Raw genomic sequence first — 18,914 nt, forward strand, 5'->3', positions numbered from 1 at the left:
CGTCAGTCGAGGCGGTGCTCCCAGTTCAGCTTCTGAGCGCCCTCGATCCAGTAGCGGTGCGACGCCTGGGTGACGCGGAGACGTACAGCGTCGATCTCAGGGCTCCCCGCCGCCCGCCACGCGACGAGTGCGTCCTCGATCCTGTCCCAGAGCGCCGCGGGGCCGCCCTGGCGGACCGTCCATCCGGCGCCGTCGGCGATGAACTCCGCGAAGGACTCCCGATCGGGATCGAAGACATACAGCAGCCGCGTCCCATCGCTCCGAGCGGCACGGACGAGTTGCGCGCCGGGCGCGGCGAGCTGGGTGAGGAAGGCCGGCATCCAGTCGTCCAGCACGGTGGGCGGCACCTTCGTCCCCCTCTCACTGTCCGGATAGGCCGTCCGGGCGGACAGGTCACCGGAGACCGGCACCACGGCCTGTGCCCGAGCGTGCATGAACGCGGACCTGCCGACGATCCGCCCTTCGGCGTTGCCGTCGCCGTCCACGGTGAGCCTGGCCAGGCCTGTTCCGTAGGGCCAGGAACCCACGGTGCTCAGAATGACGCCGCCGGGCTTGGTCTGCCGAACCCAGGAGTGCGGAACGCGACGCACGGCGCAGGTGGCGATCACACGATCGTACGGCGCGTTCCGCGGGTGACCGAGGAGACCGTCCCCGGTGACGGTCCACGTCGAGAAGCCGGCCGTCTCGAGAGCGGCGTCCGCCCGCTCTGCCACCGCGGGGTCCACCTCGATCGTGGTCACGTCGTCCTCACCGAGGAAGTGGCACATAAGGGCGGTGGAATAGCCGGTGCCGGTGCCGACCTCCATGACGTGGTGGCCGGCTTTCAACCCCAGGCTTTCGATCATGCGGACAACGGTGGTCGGTGTGGTGGATGAGGATGTGGGTACGCCTCGGATGGGGCCATCGGCCTGGTCGGCGGTCAGGTGGCCGTCGAGCTGGGTCGTGAGCGTGTCGCCGGTGTACACGATCCCGAGCCACTCGGCCGGGTCGGTACCGACCGCGGTGACGGGGCGCCATGCACCGCCCTCGTCGATGAAGACGCCGGGGTGGAGGAACAGTTCCCGGGGCACGGCTTCGACGGCGGCGCGCAGCCACGGGGACGTGAGGGCTCCCTCGTCCGCCAGCGCGGCGGCCAGACGGCGCCGCTGGGATGCCGAGTCGTTCATGCGCCATCTCCTTGGGTGAGCAGGTCAGCGAAGGCGGCGGACATCGGGAGGCCCGTCTCCGTCTCCAGCCACCCCCACTGGCCGTTCGGGTTCAGTTCCAGCCACCAGTGCTCGCCTTGCCGATCCACGGCGAGGTCGAAGCTGCCCGACACCAGGCCGAGGGACTCCAGGTAGTGGTGCAGAGCCTTGTCCACCCGGTGGGGGAGCCGTTCGACGGTGTAGGTGAGGGCGCTGTAGTCCTTGCGCCAGTCCAGCAACTCGGAGTCGATCCGTACGGCGAACGTCCGGTGACCGACGATCAGAACCCGAAGGTCGGCGGCCTTGTCGACGCGTGCCTGGAACAGGTGCGGAGCGACGCGCACGCTGTCGTCGATCTCGTCGGCGGTCACGGGGTCGGCCCAGCCGGTGACCGGTACGCCGTTGCGTGTGTACGGGGTCCAGCGCAGGGTTTTGGAGATCACATCTCCCTGCGCCGTGATGAATTCACGGGCCTCGTGAGGACAGTTGGTGACCAGGGTGGGTGGGACGGCGAGGCCGAGCCGCTGAGCGAGGGCGAGCTGAGCCGGTTTGTAGTCGGCCGCGGCGTTGCGGAGGGGGTGGTTGACCCAGAGGGGAGAGTCCGAGGCGAAAAGACTCCCCCCGAGCCCGTAGCGGACGTGCGCGGCCGCGAACCGGGCGTCGTCCGGCTCCAGGTCCGGGAACGCGGGCCATTGGGGACGGCGCCAGTACACCGCTCTGACGCGAGACAGGTCGGCAGTCCTCGACGGAGTGCGTACCTGCCGAGCCGCGGGCGCCGAGCAGATGCCGAACCTGGCCGAGATCGTCAGGGTGGTGCCGATGTCGCGGGGGTCGAACCTCATCACCGGCACGTCCCGCCGGTTCAGCTCCATGAGCACCATGTCGGCGGTGAGGTCGTCCGCCGCGGTGACCACCAGTACTGGTCGCTCATCGGCCATCGTCAGTCCTGCTGGGAGTCCTGGTCGTGACCCTGATCGTTCGCGGAGTCGGAGTTCGTGGTGGTCGAGGTCTCCGTGCCCTTGCTGGTTCCGTGCTTCCCCATCTCGACCACGTGGCCGGTGCGGTCGCGGAAGACACCGAGCTGCGTGTCGGGGTCGATGGTGACCGAGACGTGCGGAAGGCGGACGGTGGTCGGATAGGGCGCGAGACGGTCGGCGCCCCAGGGGCGGATGGCGGTGAACCGTTCGGTCGTGGTCGTCACAGTGGCTCCTGATGCTCTTCGGCGATCCGAGACCCGGGTGTTCCGGGGAACGCCCGGGGCCGTGTGACAACCGTGCCGGTGAACGCAGCGTCACACCAACAGGATTGTGAGTAATTGCGCGCGTTCACCCGAGGGAGCGGACGGCGGATTCGATCAGTCGCCTCGCATCGATGCCGTAGACGGCCATCCTTCCCAGCTCCCGGAACGCCTTGGCGTAGTCGGTGATCTCCCGGGGCTGCCTGATGTTGATCTCAGCCGTCAGCGTCTCCACAACCACGTGCTGGCCGTCGAACATGTAGAAGCCTTCCAGCGGCCAGATCACCCGTCGGGCGCTGAATGGAATCACTCCGAGTGAAATACTGACCAACGGCAGCGCCGTGAGGAGGCGATTCAGTTGGTCGGCCATCACCTGCGCATCGCCGATCACACACCGCAACACCCATTCCTCCAGCAGTACCACGAACCTGTGGTTGCCCTGGTGGAGAAACCGACCGCGCGCCACCCGTGCGGCCACCGCGTCGGCGACGTCGTCGGGCGTGCCCTGGAAATCGGTGATCCGTTGCATGAGCGCGGTCGCATAGGCGGGGGTCTGGAGGAACCCCGGCACGCCATTGGAGGCGTAAACGCGGCACACCTCGGCGTTCTCGTGCAGTGAGGTGAAATCCTCCTGTGTCCTGCGCATACCGTTGCGGTGAAGACGGCGCCACCCCATGTACATCGAGTCCACCGCCCGAGCGGTGGCGATGAGGTCCGCTGTCTGGTCCTCGGCGTCACAAGCGGCACACCAGGCGCGGATGTCGGCGTCGGTGGGCGCGGCCTCGCCCTTCTGCATGCGAGTGGTCTTCGCCGGATGCCAGCCGCACCGGGCGGAGAGTTCCCTGCCGGTGAGCCCGGCGTCCATGCGGAGGTGCATCAGGCGGACGGCCAGGGCTTCACGGGCAGCCCGGGCGCTGGATGAGGGTGATGGTGAGGGCATGGGGCCGTTGCAATGAGGTCAGACGGTGAACTGCCCGTGGTCGATGCCCCGTTGCCACACTGACTCGAACGCCGACGCGCACAGTCCCACGGTGGCGGGGTCCTCGCTGAACATGTGTCCGGCCCAGTCGCCGTCTCCGGTGAACCAGTGGAAGAGGACCCGGCGTCCGTCGATCAGCCAGAGGTCGTTGCCGGGCAGTGCGATGTCCGATGCCCGGCTGCGCGGAAGCCAGCGAACCTGCTCCCCGAGGGCGACGTTGACCGGGGTCAGGGCGTACTCATAGCGGATGTAGTCGGTTACCGGCTCGGACACGATCCGTGCCCTGCGCATGGCCACGCCTCGTCCCACGGCCTCCCGCACCAGCGGGGCCCAGCCCTGCCAGAACGCCGAGTCGGGGTCGAGGTCTGCCTCACCGGTCTTCATGAAGCGCTCGAAGCTACTGGTCTCGTCCCCGACGCTGTAGATGTCGCGCATCTCCAGATGCGCGGCAGTGAACCGGGCCGACTTCAGCAGGTCAGCGAAGTCCGGCGCGCCGTTCCGCGACATCGCAGGCCTCCCTCAGAAGCGGCACCATGCGGGCCGGAATGCGGATCACGGTCTCGTGCGGGGGAATGCCGATGTGGTGCCCCGACACCCACTCGGTCCCGCCGATCCGGGCCTTGAGCAGCTCGCCCGCTTCCTCGCCCTGGAGAACGAGGCCGGCTTCCTCGTCGACCCACACGGTCGGTGAACCACCCCCGGTCGTCTCGGGGTCGATTCCGATGAAGGTCAGTTCCACGGTGCCCTCCAGGAGCCAGGTCGGTTGCCATATCCGCTTCCACGCACGTCGGACAGCCGGGGCCGCCACCCCCCACAGGAGAGACCCCGGCTTTCTCGGGTCGTGGACCGGTCCTGTCCGTGCCCGCGTCTCCTACAGCGCCGGGGGCCTCGGATGCGTTACGCAGCGGATACGGTCGGGTGCGCCATGGATTGGCGTGGATCCGCAGCGTAGCGTTCTGCGCACTGAGACAGACGGCGGGCGGGACGTCACTGTGGCGTGGAGCCGCAAGGGGGGCGAGGGATGCTGGGCGCAGACAGCGAGTTGACCGCGGCGGTACGAGCGGCCCAGGCCGGGGACGAGGGGGAGGTCGTCCGGGCACGGTGACGGCCCTGCCCCCAGCACGGAACGGCACCCCCCCGGATTCACCCGCATGGGGGAACGCCCCCGGAAGCGGAAGGCCGGCCGCCGGTGCTTCCGGACAATCCCAGGTGGCTCATAGCTGTCGAGGGACCAAGCCGCTGCGGGGACGTGCGGTGGTCGATCTGCGGCTCGGTGCCTTCGACTACCGGGACAGCCTGCGCGAGGACCCGAGGATCACACAGCACACGCTTTACTACGACATCCTCACCGCGATCGCCAACGGCGCCACCACGCCCAGCAGGATCGGCGCCGCTCTCGAACGTCCGCGCAACGCCGTCGCCCACCCGCTCGGGGTCCTGGAATCGACCGGTTACATCCGGCGGGAACAGGACATCCTCCGCGCCAGGCACCCCGTCATCACCCTCGCCGACCCGGTCATCCGCTTCAACCAGCTCATCACCCTCCCGCAGGCCGCCGCCGTCGAGCAGGGCTTCGCCGGGCAGGTGTGGCAGCAGGCCGCCCCGACCTTCAACTCGAAGATCCTCGGGCCGCACTTCGAGGACCTGGCCCGCGACTTCACGCGTCGGTACGCCCACACCCTCCTGCCCGGCGGACTGCCAGGACCGGTCGGCACCACCGAGGTCGCCGACCGGGCCGCCGGGACCAGGCACGAGGTCGACGTCATCGCCCTGGCCGCCGGCGAGCGCCCGCAGACTCCCCGCGCGAGGATCGCGCTGCTGGGCGAGGCCAAGGCGACCGCCGCCCGCCGGGGGACCGGTGACCTGCGACGTCTGGAACGCATCCGCGTCCTGCTCGCGGAACAGGGGCACGACACCGCCGGCACCACGCTGGCCCTGTACTCGCTGCACGGCTTCCACCCCGACCTGGTCGGCTCGGCCGGCCGCCGCGACGACGTACTCCTGGTCGACCTGCCCACCCTCTACGGCATCTGAACGAGGCGCCGGGCCGGCCGGGGCATGGGGAAACAGCCGGGGCCGCCACCCCCCACAGGAGAGACCCCGGCTGTCGCGGGCCGTGGACCGGTGCTGTCCGTGCCCGCATCTCCTACAGCGCCGAGGGCCTCGAATGCGTTACGCAGCGGATACGGCCGGGTGCGCCATGGACTGGCGTGGATCCGCAGCGTAGCGTTCTGCGCACTGAGACAGACGGACGGCGGGCGGGACGTCATCGTGGCGTGGGGCCGCAAAGGGGGGCGAGGAGTGCTGGGTGCAGACAGCGAGTTGACCGCGGCGGTGCGAGCGGCCCAGGCGGGGGACGAGCAGGCGTTCCGCGCCGTCTTCAGGGCCGTCCATCCGCGGCTGCTCGGCTATGTGCGCACCATCGTGGCCGAGCCGGACGCCGAGGACGTGACGGCGGAGGCGTGGCTGCACATAGCGCGGGACTTACGGCGGTTCCGGGGGGACGCGGACCGGTTCCGCGGCTGGACGGCGACGATCGCGCGGAACCGCGCGCTCGACCACCTGCGGGCGCGCGGGCGCAGGCCGCAGGAGACCAGGGCCGACGAGGACGCGCTGGCCGCGCTGCCGGCCGCGAGCGACACCGCCGAGGAGGCCATCGCGGCCCTCGGGACGAGCCGGGCGCTCGCCCTCGTCGCGGAGCTGCCGCACGAGCAGGCGGGCGCCGTGATGCTGCGCACGGTCGTGGGGATGGACGCGCGGCGGGCCGCCGCGCTGCTCGGCTCGCGGCCCGGTGCCGTCCGCACGGCCAACCACCGCGGCCTGCGGCGGCTCGCGCAGCGGCTCGACCGCTTCGGGCGCGACGGCGGCGGGCTCACGGCGGCCGTGTAACGGATCGGGGGGCTACGGCGCAGTAAGGAACGGGCCGACTGGTCATCGGTCCGCGGGACTCCCCGAGGTCCCCCCCGTACCTCAGGGAGTCCCCCGCGCGGGCGGGGCGGTGTTCCCGGCCCGCCCGCGCACCCCGACCACCCGCCCGCGCCCGGTCACCCGGACGGCTCAGGGGCCCTTCCGCCTCGCCCCCTTTCACCGCTCTTTCCCCGCGCCGCTGCCGGCTCCGCGTCCTCCCGGTCCGGCCGGTGGTGGAATTCACTTTTCCCGCCGTCTTTCTACCGTCATTCCGCCCTCATTTCACCGTCAAGGTGAACGCTTCCCCACTCGACGGCCAACGCCGTGTTAACCAGGCCCGTCCGCGGAGCGAAATGCACGTGCGCACGGGGGAGTTGGTTCTTAAGTGTCACGCTGTTAACGCGTTGTTGAGGCTGAGTTGGTCCGGCCCTCCGCCGCGCCGCCTACGGTTCGATCCGTGCCCGATTCATCCCCCACGACACGTCGCGTGGCCGTGCTGGCGGATTCCGACACCAGGTGGAAATGGGGCGCGCTCACCGCGCGCCGGATAGCCCCCGAGTCATCCGTCACCGGCTACGTGCTGCGCGGCCGCGCGACCCCCACGGAACGCCAGCTCGCGGAGACCGGCACGGACGTCGACGCGCCCCGCGAGGTGCGCGCCATCGACTTCCTGGCCGACCTCGCCGCGCGCCGTGACGCCGCCGCGCCGTTCGACGTGCTCGTCCTCGCCTGCGTCGGCACCACCACGCAGGCGATGCTCCACGGCCTGGCCCGCGCCTGGCACGGCGCGCCCCGCCGCACCACCGTCGTCACCGGCTACGTGGGCGTGGTGTACGAGAACCTGGCCAGCGGCCTCCTCGCCCGGCACGGCGCCGACATCATCCTCGCGAACAGCCCGTACGACGTCCGCCGGTTCCGCGACCTGCTGAGCGGAGTCCCGGCCGATCCCGCGTCGGTCACCGGGGCGGCGCTGCCGTTCCTCGACGGCGCGCCGTACGACCCGGACGCGGTCGCCCGCGGGGACCGCCCGTACCGCGTCGTCTTCGCCGTCCAGCCGTCCGTCCCGGGCAACCGCGCCGACCGCGCCTACCTCCTGGAGCGCGCGATGGACCACGCGCGCCGCCACCCCGGCCGCGAGGTCGTCCTCAAGCTGCGCAGCAGGCCGGGCGAGCACACGACGCACCTGGAGGAGCTGCCCTACCAGCGGCTCGCCGAGCGCGCCAAGGGCGAGACGCCCCCCAACTTCCAGCTCGCCTACGGCAACATGGGCGAGGTCCTGGACGGCACGGACCTCCTGGTGACCGTCAGCTCGACCGCCGCCCTCGAATCGCTGCACCGCGGCATCCCCACCGCCGTCCTCACCGACCTCGGCGTGCGCGAACCGCTCGGCAACCACTACTTCATCGGCTCCGGCTGCTTCTCGTCCTGGGACGAGCTGGACGGCGGCGCCGTCCCCGAGCCCGACCCGGCCTGGCTCGCCGACCAGGGCCTGCGCGCCGACACCGACGAGGCGTTCGCGCCCGCCAGGGAACGGCTCGCCGACCTCATGGAACAGGCCGCCGACGAGGCCGGGCTCCCGCCGCTCGACCCCTACTACACCGTGCGGACCGCGCCCGCGTACCTGCCCGGCGTCCTCACCCGCCACGGCCTCGACGCCAAGGGCGAGCCGCAGGCCGGCTACCAGGGCGCCGCCGAGCCCACCGGCGTCCGCGCCGCGTCCCGCCGCCTGCTGCGCCGCACCGCGCGCGGCGCCTACCGGGCGGGCGCGCAGCGCGTCGCCCCCCTGATCCGCCGCTGGGGCCAGCTGTGACGGCCCCGCGCGACACGCCGGACCCGATACCGGGCGGCACCCCACCCGACCGACGAACGAAGGCGTCCCCCATGAGCACGGTCCTGGCAGTGATTCCGGCGCGCGGGGGTCCAAGGGGGTGCCGGGCAAGAACCTGGCGCCCGTCGGCGACGCCCCGCTCGTCCACCGGGCCGTCCGCGCCTGCCGCGCGGCGCGCCTGGTCACCGCCGTCGCCGTGTCCACCGACGACCCCGCGATCGCCACCGCGGCGCACGCCGCGGGCGCCGAGGTGATCCAGCGGCCCGACGCCATCGCCGGCGACACGGCGACCAGCGAGGCCGCCGTCATCCACACGCTCGACGCGTGGGAGGAGCGCCACGGCACCACGGCCGACGTGGTCCTGCTCGTGCAGTGCACCAGCCCGTTCCTCACCGCCGAGGACGTCGACGGGGTCACCGCCGCGGTGCTCGACGGCGCCGACAGCGCGCTGACGGCCGCCCCGTTCCACGGCTTCGTGTGGCGGGCCGGCGAGGAGACCGGGGAGGGGAGCGGCGCGGTCGGGGTCAACCACGACAAGGCGTTCCGCCCCCGCCGCCAGGACCGGCCCCAGGACTACCTGGAGACGGGCGCCGCGTACGCCATGCGGGCCGCGGGCTTCCGCGCTGCCGGGCACCGCTTCTTCGGCCGCACCGACCTGGTCCCCACCGACCCGGCGCGCGTCCTGGAGATCGACGACCCGCACGACCTGGCCCGCGCCCGCGCCCTCGCGCCGCTGCTCGACGGCGCCCGGGCCGCCACGGCCCCCGCGCCGTTCCCCGACCACCTGCCGACCCGCGCCGACGTCGACGCGGTCGTGCTCGACTTCGACGGCACCCAGACCGACGACCGGGTGCTCGTCGACTCCGAGGGGCGGGAGTTCGTCGCCGTGCACCGCGGCGACGGCCTCGGGATCGCAGCGCTCCGCCGTTCCGGCATGCCGCTGCTGATCCTGTCCACGGAGGAGAACCCGGTCGTCGCCGCGCGGGCGCGCAAGCTGCGCATCCCCGTCCTGCACGGCATCGACCGCAAGGACCTCGCCCTCAAACAGTGGTGCGAGGAGCAGGGCATCGCGCCCGAACGCGTGCTCTACGCCGGCAACGACGTCAACGACCTGCCCTGCTTCGACCTGGTCGGCTGGCCGGTCGCCGTCGCCAGCGCCCACGACGTGGTGCGCGGAGCCGCCCGCGCGGTCACCGCCGCCGCGGGGGGCGCGGGCGCGATCCGCGAGATCGCCTCGTGGATTCTCGGAAAGGAACTGACCACATCATGACCTCGGGCAACGACCGACTCCGTACCTTCGGCGACCGCCTCGTGGGCCCCGGACGCCCCGTCTACGTCACGGGCGAGATCGGCATCAACCACAACGGCGACCTCGAGAACGCCCTCGCGCTCATCGACGCCGCCGTCGAGGCCGGCTGCGACGCCGTGAAGTTCCAGAAGCGGACGCCGGAGATCTGCACCCCGCGCGACCAGTGGGACATCGAGCGCGACACCCCCTGGGGCCGGATGACGTACATCGACTACCGGCACCGCGTCGAGTTCGGCGAGGACGAGTACCGCGCCATCGACGAGTACTGCAGGAAGCGCGGCATCCACTGGTTCGCCTCCCCCTGGGACACCGAGGCCGTCGCGTTCCTGGAGAAGTTCGACCTGCCGGCGCACAAGGTGGCGTCCGCGTCCCTCACGGACGACGAGCTGCTGCGCGCCCTGCGCGCCACCGGCCGCACCGTCATCCTCTCCACCGGGATGTCGACGCCCAAGCAGATCCGGCACGCCGTGGAGGTCCTCGGCAGCGAGAACATCCTCCTCTGCCACGCCACCAGCACCTACCCGGCCAAGGCCGAGGAGCTGAACCTCCGCGTCATCCACACCCTGCAGGCCGAGTACCCGAACGTCCCGATCGGCTACTCCGGCCACGAGACGGGCCTGCAGACCACCCTGGCCGCCGTCGCCCTCGGCGCCGTCTTCGTCGAGCGGCACATCACCCTCGACCGCGCCATGTGGGGCTCCGACCAGGCCGCGTCCGTCGAGCCGCAGGGCCTCCAGCGCCTCGTCCGCGACATCCGCACGATCGAGGACTCCCTCGGCGACGGCGTGAAGCGGGTCTACGACAGCGAGCTCGGCCCGATGAAGAAGCTGCGCCGGGTCAAGGGCGTCGTCGCCGAGTCCGCCGGCACGGCGACCGCCGGGGTCTGAACGGCCACGGGAGGCGGGAGGACCGCATGAGTGAGAACCGCGAGCGGACCCTGGCGTTCGCCGAGAGTCCCGTGCAGATGCTCAACATCGTCGAGTGGGCGCACGTCACCGTTCCCGACGGCCTCACCATAGCGATCCTCCCGCCCCACGATCCGACGTCCCGGGGCCAGCTGCGCCGCATGGCGCGGCTCGCCCGCGACGCCGGGCACCGGGTCCTGTGGCGAGAGGCCCGCGGCGGCGCGGTCGCGCCCCCCAAGGCGCTGGCCACGCTCACCGGGCCGGTGCGCAGGGCACGCCACCTCGTCGTCGGCGACCCGTTCTCCCGCTACCTGCAGCTCCTGCTGTCCATGGGCGGCAGCGGCGACATCACGGTGGTCGACGACGGCACGGCCACCATGGAGTTCGTCGCGCAGCTCGGCCGCGGCGAACGGCTGGTGCGCTGGCACCGGCCCCGGGCGCGCGGGCCGCGCGCGCTGCTGTTCGCGCCGGTCGCGCGGCGCGCCGTGCGGCGGCTGCGGCCGATCGCCGGGCGGCGGGTCGAGGTGTTCACGGCGATGCCGGTGCCGGAGCTGCCGGGGATCACCGTCACGGACAACACGTTCGCCTGGACGCGCTCCACGTTCGGCCCGCCGCGCCTCACCGGCGGCGCCGACCTCGTCGGCACCTCGCTCGTGGAGACCGGCGTCATCGCCGAGGACCGCTACGTCGCGGGGGTCGCAGCCCTCGCCGCCGAGCACGGTGTGACGCGCTACTTCGCGCACCGCAGGGAGAGCCAGGAGAAGCTGCACCGCCTCACCGCGGAGGCCGGCCTGGAGATCGTACGGCCCGACTTCCCCCTCGAACTCGTCGCCCGCCGCGGCCCGATCGGCGCCCGCGTCCTCAGCTTCCCGTCCACCGTCGTGCACACCCTGCCGCGCGTCCTCGCCGGCACGGGCGCGGAGGTGGAGATCTGCGACATCGCCGACGACTGGTTCACCGCCGGCGTCACCGAGCGGGCCACCGGCTTCCTGCGGGACGTGACCGAGACCGCGCGCGGCACCCACCGGCTCACCACCATCCCCACCCAGCGCGAGGGCACCGCCTCCTGACCGGCGGGAGCGGCCCGGCGAAGAAACGCGGGGAAAAACGCAAAAGGGAGAGTCATACCCAGTCGTTTACGTCCTCATGCGGCCGACGGCTCCATCGGTCGTATGAACTTTCCATGATCACCGCCGACTTGGCGGCCGAACGGCGCTAGTCTCGATCACGTGAGTGATCCACTGCCCTCGGACCCCGACCCCATCCCGCCGCTGGACGACACCCTGCGTGCCGAGCTCGTCGCGTTCCGCCGCGACCTGCACATGCACCCCGAGCTGGGCAACCAGGAGGTCCGCACCACCGCCGTCCTCACGGAGCGCCTCACGCGCGCCGGGCTCACCCCGCGCGTACTCGACGGCGGCACGGGGCTGATCTGCGACATCACCGCACCGGGGCTCGACGGACCACTCCTCGCGCTGCGCGCCGACATCGACGCGCTCCCCATCCCGGACACCAAGACGGTGCCCTACCGCTCCACCGTCCCCGGCCGCGCCCACGCCTGCGGGCACGACGTGCACACCACCGTCGTCCTCGGCGCCGGCCTCGTCCTGGCCCGCGCCGCCGCCGAGGGGCGGCTCGCCCGGCCGGTGCGGCTGCTGTTCCAGCCGGCCGAGGAGGTCCTGCCGGGCGGCGCGCCCGACATCATCGAGTACGGCGTCCTCGACGGCGTCGAACGCATCCTCGCCCTCCACTGCGACCCCAAGGTGGACGCCGGCCGCATCGGCGTGCGCACGGGCGCGATCACCTCGGCGTGCGACCGCATCGAGGTCACCCTCGCCGGCCCCGGCGGCCACACGGCGCGCCCCCACCTCACCACCGACCTCGTCACGGCGGCTGCGAAGGTCGCGACGGAGGTCCCCGCGCTGCTCGCCCGCCGCGTCGACACCCGCGCCGGCATGGCCGTCACCTGGGGCCGGCTCACCACCGGCCACGCGTCGAACGTCATCCCGCAGACCGCGCAGCTCTCCGGCACCATGCGCTGCCTCGACCTCGACGCCTGGCACGCCGCCCCCGACCTCGTGCACGCGGCCGTGGACGAGGTCGCGTCGCTGTACCGCGCCAAGTCCGAACTCCAGTACATCCGCGGCGTCCCGCCCGTCGTCAACGACGCCGGGTCCACGGCCCTGCTGACGGCGGCGATGACCGCGCGGTTCGGCGCCGACGCCGTCGAGCCCACCGAGCAGAGCCTCGGCGGCGAGGACTTCTCCTGGTACCTGGAGCACGTGCCGGGCGCGATGGCACGCCTCGGCGTACGCCCCCCGGCCACCCCCGGCTCCCCGCGCCCCGGCGCACGCGACCTGCACCAGGGCGACTTCGACGTGGACGAGACGGCGATCACCATCGGCGTCGACCTCCTGACAACAGCCACCACCCTGAGCCGCACGGTCCCCGCGTGACACGGCCGCTCACCGTTGGACGCCCCGCGATCGCTCCTGCTTAGCTGGGCGGGAGCGGTCCCGAGCCGGAGTGGACGAGAGAGGTGCCAGGTGGAGACTCCCCGTCTGGAGGAGGTGCGCCTGGCCTCGTTCAAGAGCTTCACCGGCCAGTGCCTGCCGCTCAACGACCTCACGGTGCTGATCGGCCGCAACGGCAGCGGCAAGTCGAACGCCTTGGACGGGCTGATGGTGCTGTCGCGCCTCGCCTCGGGCGAGCCGGTGCGGGACGCGCTGGACGGGCCGCAGAGCGGAGGCGAGGAACCGGTCCGGGGCGGCGCCGAGGGCTGCGCACCCCTCGGCCGGGAGACGTTCCGGCTGGGCTGCCGGGTGCGGTCAGGGGAAGCGGTGTTCGCTCTGGACGTGGAGATCGAGGTCCGGCCCGAGGTCCGCGTCCTGAAGGAGGAGCTGACCGCCGTCGAGGGCGTGCGCTACGCGAACCGTCGGCTCATTGAGCGGTCGCTGCTCGCCAGTGAACCCATGGAACCCCATCGAAGTGATCTCAAGGTCCGCTACTTCAACGGACGGCGAGGCGTCGATCCGAGTGTTCCCTTCACCACCGACCGCCTGCTGACGAGCCAGGTACCAGTACGTCTGCCCGCGACGACGGAAGCGACCAGGCTGGTGCACCGCGCCGCGCAGGACGTCCTCGCGGCGCTGCGGGCGGTCTTCCCGCTCGACCCCGTACCGCATCTCATGCGGCAGTACGTCAATGCCCGGGACACCGAGCTGCGGCGAAGCGCCGACAATCTGAGCGCGGCCGTGGAGAGCCTCCACCGGACCGACCCCCCGGCGTTCAGGCGGCTGACGGACCTGGTGGCGGGCATGCCGGAGTACCCGGTCCGCGGTATCAGCAGCGTCGACACGAGGCTCGGTGACGTTCAGCTCGTGCTGCGCGAGTCCGGCTATCACGGTGCGGAACACGACGTCCCGGCCCGCCTCCTCAGCGATGGCATGCTGCGCTTTCTCGCCTTCGGCACAGCGCTGCTCACCGCCCCGGTCGCCGACGGCGGCGACGACCCGGCGCGGGCACAGCGTCACCTGGTGATCGAGGAGATCGAGAACGGCCTCTATCCCACACAGGCCGCGCGGGTGCTGGACCTGATGAAGGAGGAGTCGCAGCGGCGGCGCATCGACGTGCTGCTCACGACCCACAGTCCCGCGCTGCTCAATTCCCTCGACGCGCAGGACCACCCGGGCGTCGTGGTGTGCAGCAGGGCGCCGCACTCGGGGGAGAGCATGCTGACCCGCCTGACCGAGCTGCCCGGATATGTCGAGCTGCTCGCAGCCGGTGATCTGGGCGACGTGGTCTCCAAGGACCGCCTGCCCGACGCCGTCCGCCCACCCGACACGGGCGTGAGCGGCGTCGAGGACTTCTTGAGGAGCCTGTGAGCCCGTGAACGGACCGCGCAGGGCGGGACTCCGGCTGCCCGTCGTCGATTTCCTGGACACGTCGGTGTTCGTCGAGATTCTCGACCTGCCCCACATGAACGGTCACCGCGACGCCGTCCTGTCGGAGATGGACGCCAGGCTGAAGGCAGGAGTCCGCTTCATCCTGCCGACCGCGACGGTGATCGAGACGGGCAACCACGTGTTCCAGATCAAGGACGGCTCGGTCCGCCGCACCCGCGCGACGGAGCTGATGCGCGTGCTGCTCAAGACCGCCCGGGGGCAGGCGCCCTGGGTCCTGCATGAGCGGACCTGGGACGGCGCGTTCATCGCCTCGCTGTGCGGAGGCGGCAGCACCGGCATGGATCTGGCCGAGCACGCCGTGCGCCGGCAACTCGGTGCCGGGGATCTGAGCATCGTCGCCGAGCGGGACCTGTACGCGTCCCGCGTGCGGGCGCGGGTACGTATCTGGACTTTGGAGGCGGTCATGGGGACGTGGGCCGAGACGCCATGAGCGGCGTGCTGTCGCGTGTTCGGGAGCAACCGGTTCGGGGGTGGTGGGGCGAGGGGTGTGTGGTCCGGTCCGGTGAGGTGGCCGGTGTTCGCCGTGTTGCGGACGGGTTTCGTTAACACCGATCTGATAACGGGGTCGCCGCACCTCTTCCCACCGGTTCTACGCGCGTTACGATCTGGCGCAACAGCGCCGTCCAAGAGGCGCTTTTCGACCGAAGGGAACGTCCTCTTGCGCCGCGTATCACGGCTGACGGCCACGATCGCCCTCTCCGCAGCCCTCGCGCTGACCGCCGCCTGCGGGGAGAGCTCGACCGAGTCCAACAGCAACGACAACGCCAGCAGCGGTAGCGACAGCAACGAACAGGGCGTCGGGATCGCCTTCGACGTCGGCGGCCGTGACGACCACTCGTTCAACGAGTCGGCGGCCCGCGGCGGCGACCAGGCGATCGAGGAACTCGGCGTCACCGTCGACTACCAGACGGCCCGCAACGGCGAGACCGACGACGACCGCATCCAGCGCCTCACCGCCATGGCGGAGGCCGGCTACAACCCGGTCATCGGTGTCGGCTACCTCTACGACAACGCCATCCTGACCGTCGCCGAGCAGTACCCCGACACCACGTTCGCCGTCGTCGACTCCGCCCCGAGGGCGACAACATCTACGCGATGACGTTCGCCGAGCACGAGGGCTCCTACCTCGCCGGTGTCGCCGCGGCCCTCAAGACCGAGTCGGGACAGGTCGGCTTCATCGGCGGCGTGGAGAACCCGCTGATCCAGAAGTTCGAGGCCGGCTTCGTGCAGGGCGTCGAGGCGACGAACCCGGACGTCGAGGTGGACGTGCGCTACCTCTACCGTGACGACGACCGCGGCTACAACGACCCGGCCCGTGCCGCCGAGACGGCCGACTCGATGCTCGGCGACGGCGTCGACATCATCTACACGGCCGCCGGCTCCTCCGGCACCGGTTCGATCGAGACCGTCGCGAACGCCGGCGCCTGGGCGATCGGCGTCGACTCCGACCAGTACCAGCAGCCCGGCCTCGAGGACTACCAGGACCACATCCTCACCTCGGTCGTGAAGAGCGTGGACGTGGCCGTGTTCGACCTGATCGAGGCGGTGCAGAACGGCGAGTCGCCGTCCGGCCTCCACTCGTACACGCTGGCCGAGGGCGGCGTGTCGCTGTCCACCTCCGGCGGCTTCATCGACGACATCGCCGAGGAGATCCAGGCCGCGACCGACGGCATCACGAGCGGCGAGATCACCGTCCGGGACACCCCCTGATCCCTGTCGGGTGACGGCGGCCGCGCCCGCCGGCAGCCCCGCCCCCGCACCGGGGCGCGGCGCTGCCGGCGGGCCGCCCCGCGTCCGGCCCGGGGCCGCCGGCCCAGGGCTCCGGTACGGTCGGGCGCAGCGTTCCCGGCCGACGACGCCCCCGTCCGAGGAGAGTGCGACATTCCAGCTCCCAGCAGCAGCGCGGTCGAACTGCGCGGCATCACCAAACGCTTCCCCGGCGTCGTCGCCAACCACGACATCGACCTCACGGTCAGGCGCGGCACCGTCCACGCCCTCGTCGGCGAGAACGGCGCGGGCAAGTCCACCCTGATGAAGATCCTCTACGGCATGCAGCGGCCGGACGAGGGCACCATCGGCGTCGACGGCGAGCAGGTGGTCCTCCGCAGCCCCGCCGACGCCATCGCGCGCGGCATCGGCATGGTGCACCAGCACTTCATGCTGGCCGACAACCTCACCGTGCTGGAGAACGTCGTCCTCGGCGCCGAGAAGAGCCACGGCATCGGCGCCCGCGCCCGCCGCCGCATCGCCGAGATATCCGACGCCTACGGCCTGGGCGTCCGCCCCGACGTCCTCGTGGAGGACATCGGCGTCGCCGACCGGCAGCGCGTGGAGATCCTCAAGGTCCTCTACCGGGGCGCCCGTACGCTGATCCTGGACGAGCCGACCGCCGTCCTCGTCCCGCAGGAGGTCGACGCCCTCTTCGGCAACCTCCGCCGGCTCACCGACGAGGGCCTCACCGTCCTGTTCATCTCGCACAAGCTGGGCGAGGTCCTGTCGGTCGCGGACGACATCACCGTCATCCGGCGCGGCACGACCGTCGCCACCGTCGACCCGCGCGAGACGGACCCCCGCGCCCTCGCCGAACTCATGGTCGGCAGCGAACTCCCCACCCCGGGCACCCGCGAGTCGACCGTCACCGACGAGCCGGTCCTCACCGTCTCGGACCTCTCCCTCACCGGTGAGGACTCCGACGGCGTGCGCCGCGCCGTCCTCACCGGCATCGACCTCGTGATCCACCGCGGCGAAGTCCTCGGCATCGCCGGCGTCGAGGGCAACGGGCAGGCCGAACTGGTCGAGGCCGTCATGGGCATGCGCGCCCCCGACACCGGGACGATCGTCCTCGACGGCGACGACATCACCCGCGCCCCGACCCGGGAGCGCCGCGTCGGCGGCATCGGCTACATCCCCGAGGACCGCCACCGCCACGGCCTCCTCCTCGACGCCCCGCTGTGGGAGAACCGCATGCTGGGGCACGTCACGCAGCCGCCGAGCAGCCGCGGCCCGTGGCTCACCGCGCGCGACGCCCGCGCCGACACCCGCCGCATCGTCGAGGAGTACGACGTGCGGACGCCCGGCATCGAGGTGACCGCGGGCTCCCTGTCCGGCGGCAACCAGCAGAAGCTGATCGTCGGCCGCGAGATGAGCCACCACCCCAAGGTCCTGATCGCCGCGCACCCGACGCGCGGCGTGGACGTGGGGGCGCAGGCGCAGATCTGGGACGAGATCCGGCGCGCCCGCCGCGAGGGCATGGGCGTGCTGCTGATCTCGGCCGACCTGGACGAGCTGATCGGCCTGTCCGACAGCCTGCGGGTGATGTACCGGGGCCGGCTGGTCGCGGACGCCGACCCGGCGGCCATCACCCCGGAGGAGCTGGGGACGGCCATGACCGGTGCCGCCTCCGGGCACCTGGAACACGAACGACCCGCCGCGGCCGGCGGGGAGGAGGACGACCGGTGAAGACACTGCTCCGGCGCGTCGACCGCGAGAAGCTGGTCCTCGGCCTGGCCGCGCCGCTGCTCGCGATCGTCACGGCCGTGGTCATCACGTCCCTGGTGCTGCTCGCGACGGGCGACGACCCGTTCCGCGCCTACTCGGTGATGGTGGACTTCGGCACCAAGAGCGACAGCCAGGTGTGGATCCTGAACAAGGCGATCCCGTACTACCTGGCCGCCGTGGCGGTCGCCGTCGGCTTCCGGATGAACCTGTTCAACATCGGTGTGGACGGCCAGTACCGCGTCGCCGCGTTCTTCGCGGCCGTGGTCGGCGGGGCGCTGAGCCTGCCGGGGATCGTGCAGATCCCGCTGATCCTGCTCACCGCGATGGTGTGCGGCGGCCTGTGGGCGGGCATCGCGGGCTGGCTGAAGGCGGCGCGCGGCGTCAGCGAGGTCATCACGACCATCATGCTGAACTTCATCGCCGGCTCCCTCATCGGCTACTTCCTGCAGGAGGGGCGGCTCGCCGAGCGCGACGGCAACATCATCCACACCCACGACATCCCCGACTCCAGCTTCTTCTTCCAGATCAGCACGCGCGTCCAGCCGATCAACGGGACGTTCGTCCTCGCGGTCCTCGCCGGTGTCGCGTACTGGCTGCTGCTGAGCAGGACGCGGTTCGGGTTCGACCTGCGGGCGGTGGGCCGCTCGGAGCCGGCCGCCGAGGCGAGCGGCGTCAGTGTGCGGCGCACCGTCGTCACGGCGATGCTGCTGTCCGGCGCGATCGCCGGCCTGGTCGGCATGCCCACGCTGCTCAACCAGTCGGGCAACTACGGCAACGACTTCCCCGAGGGCCTCGGCTTCACGGGCATCGCCATCGCGCTCCTCGGCCGCAACAACGCGGTCGGCATGGGCTTCGCCGCGCTCCTGTGGTGCTTCCTGGAGCGGACCGGCACCCAGCTCGAGTTCGAGGGGTACGCCCAGGAGATCGTCGGCGTGATGCAGGGCGTCATCGTCCTGTCCGTCGTCGTGGCGTACGAGCTGGTGCGCCGCTGGGGCGTACGGCGCCAGCAGCGCATGGTCGGTGAGGAACTGGCCGCGCGGGCGCGCCGCGCCGCGAAGGAACCGAACGACAACCCGGACTCGGCGGAGGTGTCCGCGTGACC

At 71.7% G+C, this 18,914-nt stretch carries 15 protein-coding genes and 3 pseudogenes; 12 read left to right on the plus strand and 6 right to left on the minus strand.

Annotated features, from left to right (window positions below):
• Window positions 1-2: 2 nt before the first annotated feature.
• The 6 genes from tgmC to EMA09_RS17470 all read right to left on the minus strand — a co-directional run bounded on the left by tgmC (window position 3) and on the right by EMA09_RS17470 (window position 4,139).
• Window positions 3-1,166, minus strand: a complete 1,164-nt coding sequence (gene tgmC, locus EMA09_RS17445; protein ID WP_129841952.1) for an ATP-grasp peptide maturase system methyltransferase — start codon at window positions 1,164-1,166, stop codon at window positions 3-5.
• Window positions 1,163-2,122, minus strand: a complete 960-nt coding sequence (gene tgmB / locus EMA09_RS17450) for an ATP-grasp ribosomal peptide maturase (RefSeq protein ID WP_129841953.1) — start codon at window positions 2,120-2,122, stop codon at window positions 1,163-1,165. Before tgmB ends, tgmC begins: the two co-directional genes overlap by 4 nt.
• Before the next feature lie 2 nt (window positions 2,123-2,124).
• On the minus strand, window positions 2,125-2,385 hold the full coding sequence (tgmA, locus tag EMA09_RS17455; RefSeq protein WP_129841954.1) for a putative ATP-grasp-modified RiPP: 261 nt from the start codon (window positions 2,383-2,385) through the stop codon (window positions 2,125-2,127).
• 124 nt (window positions 2,386-2,509) lie between these two features.
• Window positions 2,510-3,361, minus strand: coding sequence for a helix-turn-helix transcriptional regulator (locus EMA09_RS17460; RefSeq protein ID WP_129841955.1), 852 nt, complete (start codon window positions 3,359-3,361; stop codon window positions 2,510-2,512).
• 18 nt (window positions 3,362-3,379) lie between these two features.
• Window positions 3,380-3,907, minus strand: a complete 528-nt coding sequence (locus EMA09_RS17465) for a DUF6879 family protein (RefSeq protein WP_129841956.1) — start codon at window positions 3,905-3,907, stop codon at window positions 3,380-3,382.
• Window positions 3,876-4,139 carry a hypothetical protein gene (locus EMA09_RS17470; protein ID WP_129841957.1) on the minus strand — a complete coding sequence of 88 codons (264 nt, stop codon included), beginning with the start codon at window positions 4,137-4,139 and terminating at the stop codon, window positions 3,876-3,878. The genes EMA09_RS17465 and EMA09_RS17470 overlap by 32 nt, the downstream gene beginning before the upstream one ends.
• A gap of 488 nt (window positions 4,140-4,627) precedes the next feature.
• Between EMA09_RS17470 and EMA09_RS17475 the strand changes: the two are divergent.
• The 12 genes and pseudogenes from EMA09_RS17475 to EMA09_RS17530 all read left to right on the plus strand — a co-directional run.
• A pseudogene (locus EMA09_RS17475) lies at window positions 4,628-5,434 on the plus strand (ATP-binding protein); the annotation flags it as partial.
• 267 nt (window positions 5,435-5,701) lie between these two features.
• The gene (locus EMA09_RS17480) at window positions 5,702-6,289 is read left to right on the plus strand and encodes an RNA polymerase sigma factor (protein WP_129841958.1); all 588 of its coding nucleotides are present in this window, start codon (window positions 5,702-5,704) and stop codon (window positions 6,287-6,289) included.
• A gap of 475 nt (window positions 6,290-6,764) precedes the next feature.
• Window positions 6,765-8,117 (plus strand): DUF6716 putative glycosyltransferase, encoded by a 1,353-nt coding sequence (locus tag EMA09_RS17485; RefSeq protein WP_129841959.1) that lies wholly within the window; start codon window positions 6,765-6,767, stop codon window positions 8,115-8,117.
• A 71-nt stretch (window positions 8,118-8,188) separates the two neighbouring features.
• Window positions 8,189-9,405: pseudogene (locus tag EMA09_RS17490) on the plus strand (acylneuraminate cytidylyltransferase).
• Window positions 9,402-10,331 carry an N-acetylneuraminate synthase family protein gene (locus EMA09_RS17495; protein ID WP_129841961.1) on the plus strand — a complete coding sequence of 310 codons (930 nt, stop codon included), beginning with the start codon at window positions 9,402-9,404 and terminating at the stop codon, window positions 10,329-10,331. The pseudogene EMA09_RS17490 and the gene EMA09_RS17495 overlap by 4 nt, the downstream one beginning before the upstream one ends.
• Before the next feature lie 26 nt (window positions 10,332-10,357).
• On the plus strand, window positions 10,358-11,419 hold the full coding sequence (locus EMA09_RS17500; protein WP_129841962.1) for a hypothetical protein: 1,062 nt from the start codon (window positions 10,358-10,360) through the stop codon (window positions 11,417-11,419).
• 159 nt (window positions 11,420-11,578) lie between these two features.
• Window positions 11,579-12,805 (plus strand): amidohydrolase, encoded by a 1,227-nt coding sequence (locus EMA09_RS17505; protein WP_129841963.1) that lies wholly within the window; start codon window positions 11,579-11,581, stop codon window positions 12,803-12,805.
• A 90-nt stretch (window positions 12,806-12,895) separates the two neighbouring features.
• Window positions 12,896-14,233, plus strand: coding sequence for an ATP-binding protein (locus tag EMA09_RS17510; RefSeq protein ID WP_168220750.1), 1,338 nt, complete (start codon window positions 12,896-12,898; stop codon window positions 14,231-14,233).
• A 4-nt stretch (window positions 14,234-14,237) separates the two neighbouring features.
• Window positions 14,238-14,744, plus strand: a complete 507-nt coding sequence (locus tag EMA09_RS17515; protein WP_129841965.1) for a hypothetical protein — start codon at window positions 14,238-14,240, stop codon at window positions 14,742-14,744.
• 228 nt (window positions 14,745-14,972) lie between these two features.
• Window positions 14,973-16,024, plus strand: a pseudogene (locus EMA09_RS17520) (BMP family ABC transporter substrate-binding protein).
• A gap of 171 nt (window positions 16,025-16,195) precedes the next feature.
• Window positions 16,196-17,773 (plus strand): ABC transporter ATP-binding protein, encoded by a 1,578-nt coding sequence (locus EMA09_RS17525; protein WP_129841966.1) that lies wholly within the window; start codon window positions 16,196-16,198, stop codon window positions 17,771-17,773.
• Complete coding sequence (locus EMA09_RS17530; RefSeq protein ID WP_129841967.1) at window positions 17,770-18,912, plus strand: ABC transporter permease; 1,143 nt, start codon at window positions 17,770-17,772, stop codon at window positions 18,910-18,912. The genes EMA09_RS17525 and EMA09_RS17530 overlap by 4 nt, the downstream gene beginning before the upstream one ends.
• The last annotated feature ends 2 nt before the right edge of the window (window positions 18,913-18,914 follow it).

This window comes from Streptomyces sp. RFCAC02 (genome assembly GCF_004193175.1).
Taxonomy (GTDB): Bacteria; Actinomycetota; Actinomycetes; order Streptomycetales; family Streptomycetaceae; genus Streptomyces.